Raw genomic sequence first — 14,405 nt, forward strand, 5'->3', positions numbered from 1 at the left:
ACGGAAGGGCTAGGGTGATATCGCTTGGCGAAGCCCCCGGGTCGCGGGCCGAGCAGTGGTGCGCGTCCGGCCCGGCTTCGGGTGAGGAAGTGGTCCCGTTGTCCGTCGCCTGGGACGACATCGGCGGTCTCGTCGATGCACATGAACGATTCCTCGCCGGCTCACTCGTCGAGTCGGACGTGCGGGACTCGGTGCTCGACTCCTGGAAACGCTGCCGCTCCGTCGGTCTTGAGCCGCACCGGCTGCTGGTCCGGTACACCGGGGACGTCGCCCTGGACGAACGGTTCCGGCACGCCGCCGACCCCGTCCTGGCCGACCTGACCAGCTCTTTCGCCGATGCCAGCATGACTATCGCGCTGTGCGACGGACAGGGCCGCATGGTTCAGCGGCTCGGCGGCGACCGGCAGCTGCGCGACCGCCTCGACGCGGTGCGGTTCGCCCCCGGCTTCGACGCCTCCGAGGCGGTCGTCGGCACCAACGGCGTCGGCACCGCCCTCGCCGAGCGCGGCCCCGTCTACATCGCCGGCCGCGAGCACTTCGCCGACTGCCTCCAGCCCTTCGCCTGCGCGGGCGCCCCCGTACGCGACCCGCTCAGCGGACGCATCGAGGCCGTCCTCGACATCACGTGTCTGCGCGACCAGGGCGACCCGGCCATGGTGCGGATGGTCCGCGAGGCCGCCCGGAGCATCGAGGCCCGGCTGCTGGAACAGGCCGACCTGCGCGAACGCGCGCTCCTCGCCGCGTACCGGCGGGCCGACGGCCATGCCAGGGACTGGCCCCGACAGCCCGACGGGCTGCGGCCCGACCTGGACGGCGGGGCGCTCGGCCGGATCGACATGGCCGTGCTGCGCGCCAAGGCCGAGGAACTCATCGCCTCCCCGCACCGCACCCTCGACGAGGTCACCCTGCCCAGCGGCCGCAGCGCGACGCTGCTGCGCCGCCAGGTCACGGGCGCGGCGGGGGAGACCGGCGTGGCGGTCGAGGCCCGCGTCCTGGGCGGCCCCCGCCTCCGGCATCTGGACGTGGCTCCGGCTCCGGGGGAGACGGGGATCCCGGCGGCGCCGGCAGGGGAGGGGCGGCTCGGATCAGCGGGACGGCGGCCGGCCGGATCGCCCGTGACCCACTCCACGCCCGCCCCACAAGCCCCGGCCACCGCACCCGTCACCACCCCGGACGGCGAACCTGCGGGCGCCGAAGGCTGGTTGCTGCTCGTCGGGGAGCCCGGTGTCGGCCGGCTGGCCATGCTCGCGCGGCGGCGGCTGGAGCTGCTGCACGACGCGAGCGTGCGGATCGGCACCACCCTGGACGTCACCCGCACCGCCGAGGAACTCGCCGAGGTGACCGTCCCCCGGTTCGCCGACTTCGTCGCGGTCGACCTGCCCGACTCCGTGCTGCGCGGCGAGGAACCGGAGGCGCTCGGCGGCCGTACCGCACTGCGCCGGGTCGCCATCCGCGCCGTACGCAAACAGCCGCACAATCTGTACGACGTCGGGGACACCGTCGAGTACGTGCCCTCCACGCCGCAGGCCCGCTCCCTGGAGACCCGGCAGTCCGTCATGGAACCGGTCCTGACCGAGGCGGACGGGTGGATCGCGCAGGACCCGGAGCGGCTGACGCCGGTGCTGGAGGCCGGCATCCACTCCCTGATCACCGTGCCGCTGCGGGCCCGTGGCACGACCCTCGGCGTGGTCAGCTTCTACCGTTCCCTGCAACCCGACTCCTACGAGGACGACGACCTGTCCCTCGCCCAGGAGCTGGTCGGCCGCGCGGCGATCTGCATCGACAACGCCCGCCGCTACACCCGCGAGCACAACACCGCACTCGCCCTCCAGCGCAGCCTGCTGCCCAGGGGCCGTTCCGAGCAGAGCGCCGTCGAGGTCGCCTACCGCTATCTGCCCGCGCAGGCCGGTGTCGGCGGCGACTGGTTCGACGTCATCCCGCTGTCCGGCGCCCGCGTCGCACTCGTCGTCGGCGACGTGGTCGGGCACGGCCTGCACGCAGCCGCCACGATGGGGCGGCTGCGCACCGCCGTCCACAACTTCTGCTCCCTCGACCTGTCGCCCGACGACCTCCTCACCCACCTCGACGACCTGGTCGGACGGCTCGACCGGGGCGAGGGCTGGGCGGCGGAGAACAGCCCCGACTCCGGCATCGTCGGAGTCACCTGTCTGTACGCCGTCTACGATCCGGTGTCCCGGCGCTGCACCCTCACCCGCGCCGGGCACCCCTTGCCCGCGGTCGTCGCCCCCGACGGCAGCGTCGAGTTCGTCGACCTCCCCGCCTGCCCGCCGCTCGGCCTCGGCGGCATGCCCTTCGAGACGGTCGAGCTGGAGCTGGCGGAGGGCAGCCGGCTGGTGCTGTACACCGACGGTCTGGTCGAGGACCGGCACCGTGACATCGACGCCGGACTCGACGACCTCCGTGCCGTCCTGGCCGGTGCCGACCGCTCGCCCGAGGACACCTGCGAGGCCGTCCTCGACGCCCTTCTGCCGGCCCGCCCGGGCGACGACGTGGCGCTGCTCGTCGCCCGTACGCACTCGCTGGGCGCCGACCGGGTGGCCCAGTGGGACCTGCCCAGCGACCCGGCGGTCGTCTCCCGCTCACGCGCGGCGGTCACCGCCCAGCTCGCCGAGTGGGGCCTCGACGAGCTGACCTTCACCACCGAACTGATCGCCAGCGAACTGGTCACCAACGCCATCCGGCACGCCACCGGCCCGGTCCAGCTGCGTCTGCTCCGCGACCGTGCCCTGATCTGCGAGGTGTCGGACGGCAGCGGCACGTCACCCCGGCTGCGGCGCGCCCAGAGCACCGACGAGGGTGGCCGGGGTCTGTTCCTCGTCGCCCAGCTGACCGAGCGCTGGGGGACGCGTTACACGCCTGACGGCAAGGTCATCTGGACGGAGCAGCCCCTTCCGGGGTGCTGCCGCTGAGGGCGCCGCGATATTCAGGGCACCGGCGACTGTGCGGGCGCCTCCGGGGACCTGCGGCCCCCGGACCCCCGCTTTCGGCCCTGAACGGGCCTCGTCCTCAAACGCCGGACGGGCTGAAGGATTGCGGACCGGCATCGAGGATGAACCGCATTACCGCACCCCCGGCCCGTCGTGTCACCGCACCCCCGGCAACCCCGCCCCGCCACACCGCACATCGCTCCCCGGCACCACCCCGTCGACCAGATAAGCCGCCACCGCACCGTCCACACACGCGTTCCCCCGGCTCGCGAACACGCCGTGCGAGTAGTCGTTCTCCAGGGTGATCAGACGTGAGCCGGGCAGCAGTTTTCGCAGCTCATGGGCGCCCCGGATCGGTGTCACCGGGTCGTGTGCGGAGGCCACCAGGAGGACGGGCGGGGTGGCCGGGCCGCCCAGGGGCGTGCGGTGGTCGGGGCGGTGTTGCCAGTACGCGCAGGTCGTGGCCTCCAGGCCGGTCAGGACCGGCTGCGGGTCGAGGCGCCGTATGCGTCGGATGTCCGTCACGATCTCGCGCGGGGTGGGCGCCGGGCCGTCCGCGCACTTCACGATCCGGTTGGCCGCCTCGTAGTTGCGGGACTCGGGGCCGTCGAAGGCGGAGTGCGGGCGCAGGCCGTCCACGGTGGCGTCCGTCAGGTACGCGCGCAGACCGTCGGCCAGTGAGGTCCAGCGCTCGGTGCGGCCGAGGGCTCGGTAGACGGCGCGGTCGAACTCCGCCGGGCCGAAGCCGTTCAGCGGGCGGGCGGCGAGCCCTTGGCGTACGCGCAGGTATGAACGGCGTACGGCGGCCCTGTCCGCGCCCAGGCCGAAGCGGGCCGGGTGTCCGGCCGTCCAGCCGAAGAACGTGTCGCGGGCGCGCAGCAGCGCCCGGCTCTGGATCATGTCGAAGTCGTGCCAGTCCCAGGGCCCGACCACGCTGTCCAGCACCATCCGGCCCACCCGGTGCGGGAATCGCGCCGCGTAGGCCGCGCCCAGGTAACTGCCGTACGAGACACCGAGGAAGCCCGTGCGGGGCTCGCCCAGCGCGGCGCGGATCGCGTCCATGTCGTACGCGGTCCGCTCGGTCGACAGGTACGGCAGTACCTCCGTGCCCGCGCCCGCCGCGCAGTCGTCGGCCATGTGCCGCACCGCGGTGAGGTAGGCGCGTTCGGACCGCGGGCCCACCGGCACCGGGTCCGCGCCCGGCTTGGTGAACAGGCCGCCCATCGCGCCGCAGTCGACGGGCGCGCTGCCGCCGACGCCACGCGGGTCGAAGCCGATGACGTCGTACGAACGCCGCACGCTCGCGGGGAGTTTGGCGCGCTTGGTGACCGCGTAGGGCAGGCCGGAGCCACCCGGGCCGCCCGGGTTCACCAGCAGGATGCCGCGCCGTTCGGCGGGGGTGCCGGAGGCGGGGACCCGGGAGACGGCGATCTCGATGCGCGGGCCCGAGGGGTGCTGCCGGTCGAGCGGGACGGAGAGGCGCCCGCACTCCACGTGGTCCGGGGCGGGCGGCTTCGGCACGGAGTCGGGGCACGCGCCGAAGGCCAGGGCGGTCGCCGCGCGGGCGGGGGCGGTCGTGGGGAGCAGGGCGGCCGCGGCCACGAGGGCGCACAGCACGGCGGTGGGGCGGGGCAGGACGGACAAGGTCGCTCCGGGTTTCGGGAGGTCGGTAAGAACGGGCTAGCAAATGAAAATGATTATCGATAGCGTGTGCCCGTCAAGTCCGGTCCCCTCCCGCCGAGGGGTGCCCCGGGCTGCCCTGATGACGGAACCCATGGCACGAAAAGGGGAGTTGTGGCTCATCTGCTGGTGGTCGAGAGCTGGGTCGGATCGATGAGCAGGCTGCTGCCACGCGCCATCCGCGAGGGCGGGCACGAGTTCACCTTCCTCACCCGTGACCTGCACCACTACCTGCGCTCGGCGCCCGAGGGGACCGCGCACCCGCTGCTCGGCGCCCGCAATGTACTCACCGCCGACACCAACGACACCGACGCCCTGCTGCCCGAGGTGGCGCGGCTGCACTCGGTACTCGGCTTCGACGGGGTGATCACCTCCTGCGACTACTACCTGCCGGCGGTGGCCCGCATCGCCGGGCACCTCGGCCTGCCCGGCCCCGGACCCGAGGCCGTGGCGAACGCCTGCCGCAAGGACGTCACCCGTCGGATCCTGGCCGGGGCGGGCCTTCCCGGACCGCGCTTCGCCGTGCACGAGGAGTGGGCCGACCTCGCGCGGGCCGCCCGCGAGATCGGCTACCCGCTCGTCGCCAAGCCGGTCGACCTGTGCGCCGGCATGTACGTCCGGCGCATCGAGCACGAGGCCGAACTGGCCGAGCTCTTCCGGACGCTGGCCGACTTCCCGGTCAATGCCCGGGGACAGCGGCGCACCCCCGCCGTGCTGCTCGAAGAGCTCCTCGACGGCCCCGAGGTGAGCGTGGAGACCGTGTCGTACGCGGGCGCGGTCCACGTGGTCGGCATCACCGACAAGAGCGTCGGCGGGGCACCCGCCTTCATCGAGACCGGCCACATGTTCCCCGCCGCCCTGCCGGCCGCCGACATCGAGGCCGCCGAGCAGACCACGCTCGGCGCGCTCAAGGCGCTCGGGCTGACGGACGCCGTCGTCGCGCACACCGAGATCAAGCTGACCTCCGCCGGGCCGCGCGTCGTCGAGGTCAACCCCCGCCCCGCGGGCAACCGCATCACCGAGCTCGTCCGCCATGTCACCGGCATCGACCTCGCCGCCGCCTGCGTGGACGTCGCCCTCGGCCGCGGGCCCGACCTCAGGCGCACCGGCACCGGGCTGCGCAGCGCCGCCATCGGCTTCCTCGTGCCGGACCGCGCAGGCACCCTCGAAGCGCTCGACCCCCGTCGACTCGCCGCCGAACCCGATGTGCTGGAGGTGCGGCTCGCCGAGCCCGGCACGGCCGTGAAGGCGGCCGGCAGCAACAACGAGTACCTCGGTCACGTCATGGCCGGAGACCCCGACGGGCCCGGCGCCCGCGACCGCGTCGAGCGGCTGCTGGCGGCTCTGCGCGCCGGGCTGGTGATCCGGTGACCCCCGTCGGCGCCCGGCCCGCGGCGCCCGTCAGGACGTACGACGATCTCGTCGCCGACGTCCGCGCGGGTGCCCTCGGGCCCGACCCGCGCACGCTGCGCATCGCCGTCGCCTTCACCACCCGGCAGGCCGTACGGCACCACGGGCGCGGCACCGGCTACCGCAACGAGGTGCTGAGCCTGCGGCTCGCCGAGGCCGTCGGCTCGTGCGCGGTCGAACCCGGCGAACTGCCCGACGGCGCGCTCGACGACTGCGTGGGCGCCGACGTGGCAACCCTCCTCGGACATCCGCTGCCCGCGGTACGGGTGGCCGCCCTCGACGCCTACCTGATGCACGTCGCCCCGCACACCCCGCAGCACGGGGCCCGGTCCGTCGCCCTGCCCGCCGGCTCGTCCCTCGAGAAGTCCCGGGCGCGGGCGAGGGCCGTGGTCGAGCTGCTGGACCTGCCGGACGGTGGCACGGTGCTCGTCGTCGGAGTCGTCAACTCCCTGCTGGAGGCGCTGCGTTCGCGCGGTCTCGGCTATGTGCCGTGCGACCTCAAGGGCGGGCTCACGGAGTGGGGCGAGCCGGTCGTCCCCGACGCGCTCGCCGCCGCCGGGAGCTGCGACGCGCTGCTGGTGTCCGGGATGACCCTGGGCAACGGCACCTTCGAACCGCTGCGCGCGCACGCCCTGCGGCACGGCAAGCAGCTGGTGCTGTTCGCGCAGACCGGCAGCGCGGTCCTGCCGCGCTTCCTCGGGCACGGGGTCACCGCGGTGTGCGCGGAGCCGTACCCCTTCTTCTGGCTCGACGGCGGCCCCGGAGTCGTCCACCGCTACCGCTGTCCCGGGGGTGAGCGATGACCGCGACGGCCCTGCGTCCCACCGCACAGCGGGAGTTGCTCGCCCTGCTCGGCCGTACCCCGGTCGTGCGCGTGACGGCCGGACTGCCCCAGGCCCACCCCGGGTTCTGGGCCAAACTCGAAGGGCTCGCCGCGGGCGGCATGAAGGCACGGGCCGCCGTGTCCATGCTGCTCGGCGCGCGCGAACGAGGCGAACTGCGCCCTGGCGCGCCCGTGGTGGAGTCCACGTCCGGCACCCTCGGCATCGGGCTCGCCTTCGCCGGACAGGCGCTCGGCCACCCCGTCGTCCTGATCGGCGACAGCGAACTGGAGCCGTCCATGCGGCAGTTGCTGCGCGCGCACGGCGTCCGCCTGGAACTCGTCGACCGTCCCGCACCGCAGGGCGGCTGGCAGGCGGCCCGGCTCGGCAGGCTGCGCGAACTGCTCGCGGAACTCCCCGGCGCCTACTGGCCCGACCAGTACAACAACCCCGACAACACCGCCGGTTACGCCTCCCTCGCCGCCGAGCTCACCGCCCAGCTCGACCACCTCGACATCCTGGTGTGCAGCGTCGGCACCGGCGGGCACAGCGCGGGCGTCATCGGCCCGCTGCGCCGGCACTGGCCCGCGCTGCGCCTCGTCGGCGTCGACGCGACCGGATCGACGATCTTCGGCCAGCCCGCCCGCCCCCGCCTGATGCGCGGCCTCGGCAGCAGCATCCACCCCCGCAACGTCGCCTACGACGCCTTCGACGAGGTCCACTGGATCGGCCCCGCCGAGGCCGTGGACAGCTGCCGACGGCTCGCCCGGGGCTCGTTCGTCAGCGGCGGCTGGAGCACCGGCGCGGTCGCCAGGGTCGCCGCCTGGGCGGCCCGCGTGCACCCCGGCGCGGTCGTCGCGACCGTGTTCCCCGACGGGCCCCACCGCTACCTCGGCACCGTCTACGACGACGACTTCATCGCCGCCCACGGCCTCGACCTGGCCGGCGCCGCCACCCGCCCCGTGGAGATACCGCACCCCCGCGCCGCCGAGGCGAGCGGGTGGGCGCGGTGCGCGCGGGTCGCCGATCCACTCTCCGCCGGAAGGACACGATGAAGGCCCGCCTGCGCACCGTACGACTCGAACTCGCCGAGCCGCTGCGCATCTCCCGCTCCGTCATGACCGCACGCGACGCCGTCTGGCTGAGCGTCGAGCACGACGGCGTCACCGGACACGGCGAAGCCGTCAGCAGCGTGTACTACGGGCTGGACGCCGACACGCTCGCACGGCTGATAACGGCCGTCGGCCTGGAACGGTTCCCCGACCCCGAGAGCGCCCTGGAGGCCCTGCCCTCCGGCGCCGCACCCCCGGCCGTGACCGCCGCCGTCGAGTCCGCGCTCCTGGACCTCGCCGGCAAGCGGGCCGGCGTACCCGTCCACCGACTCCTCGGCACCGAGGCGTCGTTCGGCGTCGCCACCGCACGCACCATCGGCATCACCTCGCTCACGCACGCCGCCGCCACGGCCCGGCGCCTGGCCGCGAGCGGATTCGAGGTCCTCAAGGTGAAGGCGGGCTCGCCCGACCCCGAGGACGACGTGGAGCGCGTACGGGTCGTCCGGGACGCGGCACCGCGAGCGCGGCTGCTGCTGGACCCGAACGGGGCCTGGAGCAGGGCGCAGGCCGAGCGGCTGCTGCCCCGGTTCGCCGCGCTCGGCGTCGAGGCCGTCGAACAGCCGCTGCCGCCCGGCGACCCGGACGCGCTGGCCGCCCTCGCCGAGAGGTCGCCGCTGCCCGTCGTCGCCGACGAGGACGCGGTGGGCGTGGACGACGTACGGCGGCTCGCCGGGCGCGTCCACGGCGTCAACGTCAAGCTCGCCAAGTGCGGAGGAGTCCGAGCCGCCCTGCGCATCGCCGAGCTCATCGAGGGCAGCGGGACCGAGCTGATGCTCGGCTGCCTCACCGCCAGCACCCTCGGCCTGGCACCCGCCGTCCACCTCGCCGACCGCGCCCGCTGGGCCGACCTCGACGGGCATCTGCTGCTCGCCCACGACCCGTGGCGCGGCATCGGCGGCACCGACGGCGTCGTACGCCCAAGTGGCCTGCCCGGACTGGGAGTCCAGGAGGTGACCGCGCATGCGGACGTGGCGTGAGATGCGCGGCTTCCCGCTCGCCGTCCGGTTGCTGCTGGTCAACCAGCTCGGCGTCAACACCGGCTTCTACCTCCTCATCCCCTACCTCGCCACCCACCTCGGCGAGAACCTGGGCATGTCGGCGGCGGTCGTCGGGATCGTCCTCGGTGTGCGCAACCTCAGCCAGCAGGGCCTGTTCATCATCGGCGGCTCGGCAGCCGACCGGCTCGGGGCGCGGGGCGTCATCATCGCCGGGTGCGCGCTGCGGACCGTCGGCTTCGCGCTGTTCGCGCTGGGCGACGGGCTGCCGGTGCTGCTAGCCGCGTCCGTGCTCAGCGGGCTCGCGGGGGCGCTGTTCAACCCGGCCGTGCGGGCCTATCTCGCGCAGGAGGCGGGGGAGCGCAGGGCGGAGGCGTTCGCCCTGTTCAATGTGTTCGCCACGACCGGGGCGCTCGTCGGGCCGCTGCTGGGCAGCGCCCTGCTCCTCGTCGACTTCCGCACCTCCGCGCTGACCGCCGCCGGCATCTTCGCGGTGCTCACCGTGGCGCAGGCCCTCGTCCTGCCCGCGCGCAAGGTCGAGCCGAGCGGCAGCGGGGTCCTCGGGGACTGGCGCGAAGTGCTCGGCAACCGGGCCTTCCTGGCCTTCTCGCTCGCCATGGTCGGCATGTTCACCCTGGAGAACCAGCTGTACCTGCTGCTGCCGGACGGGGCCCGGGAGGCCACCGGCTGGGACGGGGCCGCGGGCATCGTCTTCCTCGTCGGCACGGTCGCCAACCTGGTGTTCCAGCTGCGGATCACCGGTTACCTCAAGTCCCGTCACCACAGGGGGCGTTGGATAGCCGTGGGGCTCGCGGTGATGGCACTCGCCTTCCTGCCGCCCGTCCTCGCCCCGGGTGCCGTGCCGGTCCTCGCGAGCGCACTGCTGCTCTGTCTCGGCATCATGATCGCCTCGCCGTTCGTGATGGAGCTGATCCCCCGCTTCGGCCGTCCCGAGCTGACCGGCACGTACTTCGGGATCTTCTACGTCGTCTCGGGCATCGCCGCGGCCGTCGGCAACACCGTCGTCGGCTGGGCCATGGACGCGGGGGAGAGCGGGGGCCGGGCCTGGCTGCCGTGGGTGTGCTGCGCGGTGTTCGGGGCGGCCTCGGCGGGCGGGGTCGCGTGGCTGCGGGGCCGCGGCGCGCTGCCGGAGCCCGCGGAACCGGTGCGGGAGAAGGCCGACGCATGACCGACGGCAACCTCCTCACCGACCACCCCGCCCTCTACGAGGCCCGCTTCCCCGACCCCGACCGGCTCGCCGGACGCTGGGCCGAGGACTGCCTGCGCCGCCACGGCGCCGGCCCGCGCGTCCTCGACATGGGCTGCGGCACCGGCCGCGACGCCGCCCGACTGCACCACGCGGGCCGTACGGTGACCGGCGCCGACCTCTCCGAGGCGATGCTCGCCCACGCCCGCACGCACCACCCGGGACCGGCGTACGTCAGGGCCGACCTGCGCGGCTTCGACCTGCGGGAGTCGGGCGGGGCCGCCTTCGACGCGGTCGTCTGCCTGGACAGCTCCCTGCTGTACTGCCACACCAACGACCAGCTCGACGGCTTCCTCGGCTCCTGCCGTCGCGCCCTCGCGCCGGGCGGGCTGCTGGTCGCGGAGATGCGCAACGGGGCGTACTTCCTGGGCCGTACCGATCTCCTCGACCGCCCGTCCGGCAACACCTTCACCTGGCAGGGCGTCGCCCACCGGTCGACGACCACGCTCACCGTCGACCGCACCGCCCAGCTTCTGCGCCGCACCCGCGTCTGGACCCGCGACGACGGTTCGCCGCCCGTCGCCCAGCACTCCGCCTGGCGGCTGCTGTTCCCGCACGAGCTGCGGCGCTTCCTCACCGCGCACGGCTTCGAGGTCCTCGAACTGCACGACGGACCCGGCCCGCGCACCGAACCGCCCTGGCGGGACGGCCGGCTGCCCGGGACCGCCACGGACGCGGACCGGCTGCACCTCGTCGCGCGCCTGCACACCCACTGACCCGAAGGACCAGTCATGAACGACGAACGTTTCCCCGGCCTGCACCGACGCGGCTTCCTCGCCGCCACCACCGGCGCCGCCACCGCACTCGCCCTCACGGGATGCGGCGGTTCCGGCGAGACGGCGACCTCCGACGGCGCCCCCAGGCGCGGCGGCCGACTGCGCGCCGCCTTCGCCGGCGGCGGCGCGAGCGAGACCCTCGATCCCCACCTGGCGAGCCTCTTCGCCGACGCCGCCCGGGCCAAGGCCCTCTTCGACAAGCTCGCCGACTACGGCGCCGACCTCTCCGCCCGGCCCCGGCTCGCGGAGCGCTGGGAGCCCAACAAGACCCTGGACCGCTGGCAGGTGACACTGCGCAAGGCCGTCTTCCACGACGGCAGGCCGGTCACCGCCGCGGACGTCCTTTACAGCTACCGCCGGATCGCCGACCCGAAGCAGGCGTTCCGAGCGAAGGCGTCCCTGGAGCCCATCGACCTCGATGCCAGCCGGGCCACCGGGGAACGGGGCATCGAGTTCGTGCTCAAGCGCCCGACGGCCGAATTCCCCAACGTCCTGGCCGCGTTCGGCGCGTACGTCGTCCCCGAGAACGCCACCGAGTTCGACGACCGGCCCATCGGATCGGGCCCCTTCCGGTTCGTGTCCTTCGCGCCCGGCCGCTCCGCCGTCTTCCGCCGCTTCGACGACCACTGGGACGGCGCCCCGCTCCTCGACGAGATCGAGTTCGTCGTCGCGGGTGAGGAGTCCGCCCGCGTCAACGCCCTCCTCGGCGGGCAGGTCGAGTACGCGCACGAACTCAACCCGACCACCGCCCGCGCCCACGAGCGCGGCGGACAGATCGAGATCGTACGGCTGCGCAACAGCGCCATGCAGGCGTTCTGCATGAAGACCGACCGGGCACCCTTCGACGACAGGCGGGTGCGCGAGGCGTTCTTCCTCATCGCCGACCGGCAGGAACTCGTCGACGGCGCGCTGTCCGGCGCCGGCGAGGTCGGCAACGACCTGTTCGGCAAGGGCTACGAGTACTACGCCGCCGACCTGCCGCAGCGCACCCAGGACCTCGACCGGGCCCGCGCCCTGCTCAAGCAGGCCGGCGCCGAGAACCTCAAGGTCACCCTGGACACCTCCGCGGTCGCCGCCGGGTTCACCGAGGCCGCCGGCATCTTCCGGGACCAGGCCGCGAAGGCGGGCGTCACGATCGACGTGCGGATGGGCAGCAAGGACTCCTACTGGAGCGACATCCTCGACGGCGGCACCCTGTGCTGCTACCGCTCCGGCGCCATGCCCGTCGAGGCCCACATCTCCCAGCGGCTGCTCACCGACTCCACCACCAACGCCACCAAGTGGCGGCACAAGGACTTCGACGCCCTCTACCGGCAGGCCCAGTCCACCCGCGACAGGACGGAGCGGGCCGCCGTCTACGGGCGCATGCAGCGCCGCCTGTACACCGAGGGCGGCTTCCTCGTGTGGGGCTTCGCGGACTGGATCATCGGAACGGCCCGGTCCCTGAGAGGAGTCGAGACGAAGGCTCCCGCCAACACCCTGGACTGGGCACGGTTCGACAGGGTGTGGCTGGCGTGAGGACGCGCTGGGACAGCGCCCCGAAGGGGCGCGGGGAACTGCGCGACCAGCCCGGACGGCTCCGCAGTCGACAGACGGCCCACGGCGGCACATCCTTCGTCACCCGGCGCCTGATCCTCGGCGCAGCCCAGACCGCGGCCGTCGTACTCCTGGTCTTCGCCCTCACCGAGGCGCTGCCCGGCGACGCGGCGGTCGCCCTCGCCGGTGACCAGCCGGACCCGGCCCGCATCGCGGCGATCCGCGAGGCGATGGATCTGGACCGGCCCGCGCACGAACGCCTCACGGACTGGGCGACGGGCCTGCTGCACGGCGACTTCGGCACCTCACTGACCTCGGGGCGCCCGGTCACCCGGTACATCGCCGACGGCTTCGGACCGACCCTCACCCTCGCCGCCCTCACCCTTGCGCTGCTGGTCCCGCTGGGCCTCGGCCTCGGCGTGCTCGCCGCCCGCCACGAGGGCGGCCTCGTGGACCGGCTGGTCAGCTCGGTGACGCTGGCCGTGTACGCCGTACCCGAGTTCGCCCTCGGAGTGCTCCTGGTGACGGTCCTCGCCCTGAAGCTGGCCTGGCTGCCGCCGACGGCCGTCGGCCACGGCACCGACCTGCTCGCCCATCCGGCGGTGCTGGTGCTGCCCGTCCTGGTCCTGCTGTCCCGCCCGGTCTGCTCCCTGTCCCGCCTAGTGCGGGCCGGCATGGCCGACGCCCTCGCCTCCCCGTACGTCGCCCACGCCCGCCGCTGCGGTGTCACCGGCGCCCGTCTCCGCTATGCCCACGCCCTGCCGAACGCCCTCGCCCCGGCCGTCCAGCAACTCGCCCGTACCGTCGACTGGTTGCTGTGCGGGGTGATCGTCGTGGAGGCCCTCTTCGTTGTCCCGGGCCTCGGGACCGTCCTGCTCAACGCCGTCGCCGAACGCGACGTACCGGTGGTGCAGGGGCTGGCCGTGGTCTTCGGCGTGCTGACGGTGCTGCTCAACCTCGGTGCCGACCTCGTGGCCCACCGGCTCACACCCCGGGCGGGGGTGGCCGCGTGACGCACCGCCGCTTCGCGCTCGGCCTCGGCCTGGTCGCCGTCCCGCTCCTGCTCGCCCTCCTCGGACCGTTCCTCGCGGGCGAACCGGGGCCGCGTGCCACGTCCTTCGTCCTCGGCGACGGCCACGTGCTCGGTACCGACTTCGTGGGCCGCGACGTCCTGCGGCAGACCCTGCTGGGCGGCCGTACCGTCGTGGTCACCGCCCTCGCCGCGACCGTGCTCGCCCATCTCGTCGCCGTCCCGGTCGCGCTGGCCGGCGCGCTCACCCGGCTGCGGTGGCTGGAGGACCTGCTGATGCGGCCGCTGGACGTGCTGCTCGCCGTGCCGTCGCTGCTGCTGATCCTGCTCGTGGCCGCCGTGTTCGCACCGGGTGCCGTGGGGCTCGCGCTGCTCGTGGCGCTGGTCAACGTGCCCGACGCGGCCCGGATCGTACGGGCCGCGGCCGGGGAGGTCGCCGCACGCCCTGCCGTCGAGGCGCTGCGCATGCAGGGCGAGAGCCGGTGGCGGATCGCCGTCGGGTACGTCGGCCGCTCTACGCTGCGCACCCTCGCCGCCGACGCCGGGATCCGGCTGACCGGCGTGCTGTACCTGGTGTCGACGGCCGCGTTCCTCGGGGTGGGCGTCGCGCCGGACGCCGCCGACTGGGCGGTGATGGTCGACCGCAACCGCACGGGGCTGCTGGTGCAGCCGTGGGCCGTGGTGGTGCCCGCGCTGCTGATCGTGGCGCTGACGATGGGCACGAACCTGCTCTTCGACGCGGCCCTTGAGAAGAGGGGGCGCCGGTGATGAGGGGAGATGGAACGCCGGTGACGGAGGGGAAGGGACGCCGGTGACGGAGGGGGAAGGGA

General features: G+C 74.1%; 11 protein-coding genes. 10 read left to right on the forward strand and 1 reads right to left on the reverse strand.

Annotated elements, in window-relative coordinates:
- Nucleotides 1-89: 89 nt before the first annotated feature.
- Nucleotides 90-2,930, forward strand: coding sequence for a SpoIIE family protein phosphatase (locus PGH47_RS32905; protein WP_271668201.1), 2,841 nt, complete (start codon nucleotides 90-92; stop codon nucleotides 2,928-2,930).
- 174 nt (nucleotides 2,931-3,104) lie between these two features.
- Here the strand turns inward: PGH47_RS32905 and PGH47_RS32910 are convergent, their stop codons facing one another.
- Nucleotides 3,105-4,592: an alpha/beta hydrolase gene (locus PGH47_RS32910; protein WP_271666396.1), complete on the reverse strand. Its 1,488-nt coding sequence runs from the start codon at nucleotides 4,590-4,592 to the stop codon at nucleotides 3,105-3,107.
- A 150-nt stretch (nucleotides 4,593-4,742) separates the two neighbouring features.
- Between PGH47_RS32910 and PGH47_RS32915 the strand changes: the two genes are divergently transcribed.
- From PGH47_RS32915 to PGH47_RS32955, 9 genes are read left to right on the forward strand one after another with little or no spacing between them, the layout of a single operon-like run.
- Entirely contained in the window at nucleotides 4,743-5,999 is a 1,257-nt protein-coding gene (locus PGH47_RS32915) for an ATP-grasp domain-containing protein (protein ID WP_271666397.1), read from the forward strand.
- The gene (locus PGH47_RS32920; RefSeq protein WP_271666398.1) at nucleotides 5,996-6,841 is read left to right on the forward strand and encodes a Rossmann-like domain-containing protein; all 846 of its coding nucleotides are present in this window, start codon (nucleotides 5,996-5,998) and stop codon (nucleotides 6,839-6,841) included. Before PGH47_RS32915 ends, PGH47_RS32920 begins: the two co-directional genes overlap by 4 nt.
- Entirely contained in the window at nucleotides 6,838-7,914 is a 1,077-nt protein-coding gene (locus tag PGH47_RS32925; protein WP_271666399.1) for a PLP-dependent cysteine synthase family protein, read from the forward strand. Before PGH47_RS32920 ends, PGH47_RS32925 begins: the two co-directional genes overlap by 4 nt.
- Nucleotides 7,911-8,948: a dipeptide epimerase gene (locus tag PGH47_RS32930; protein WP_271666400.1), complete on the forward strand. Its 1,038-nt coding sequence runs from the start codon at nucleotides 7,911-7,913 to the stop codon at nucleotides 8,946-8,948. The genes PGH47_RS32925 and PGH47_RS32930 overlap by 4 nt, the downstream gene beginning before the upstream one ends.
- The gene (locus PGH47_RS32935; protein ID WP_271666401.1) at nucleotides 8,932-10,155 is read left to right on the forward strand and encodes an MFS transporter; all 1,224 of its coding nucleotides are present in this window, start codon (nucleotides 8,932-8,934) and stop codon (nucleotides 10,153-10,155) included. The genes PGH47_RS32930 and PGH47_RS32935 overlap by 17 nt, the downstream gene beginning before the upstream one ends.
- On the forward strand, nucleotides 10,152-10,949 hold the full coding sequence (locus tag PGH47_RS32940) for a class I SAM-dependent DNA methyltransferase (RefSeq protein ID WP_271666402.1): 798 nt from the start codon (nucleotides 10,152-10,154) through the stop codon (nucleotides 10,947-10,949). Before PGH47_RS32935 ends, PGH47_RS32940 begins: the two co-directional genes overlap by 4 nt.
- 15 nt (nucleotides 10,950-10,964) lie before the next feature.
- Complete coding sequence (locus PGH47_RS32945) at nucleotides 10,965-12,527, forward strand: ABC transporter substrate-binding protein (protein ID WP_271666403.1); 1,563 nt, start codon at nucleotides 10,965-10,967, stop codon at nucleotides 12,525-12,527.
- Between the two features lie 38 nt (nucleotides 12,528-12,565).
- On the forward strand, nucleotides 12,566-13,558 hold the full coding sequence (locus tag PGH47_RS32950) for an ABC transporter permease (RefSeq protein WP_271668202.1): 993 nt from the start codon (nucleotides 12,566-12,568) through the stop codon (nucleotides 13,556-13,558).
- On the forward strand, nucleotides 13,555-14,343 hold the full coding sequence (locus PGH47_RS32955; RefSeq protein WP_271666404.1) for an ABC transporter permease: 789 nt from the start codon (nucleotides 13,555-13,557) through the stop codon (nucleotides 14,341-14,343). Before PGH47_RS32950 ends, PGH47_RS32955 begins: the two co-directional genes overlap by 4 nt.
- The last annotated feature ends 62 nt before the right edge of the window (nucleotides 14,344-14,405 follow it).

Origin of the sequence: Streptomyces sp. HUAS 31, from assembly GCF_028198125.1 — a bacterium.
In the GTDB taxonomy this organism is placed as follows: domain Bacteria; phylum Actinomycetota; class Actinomycetes; order Streptomycetales; family Streptomycetaceae; genus Streptomyces; species Streptomyces chartreusis.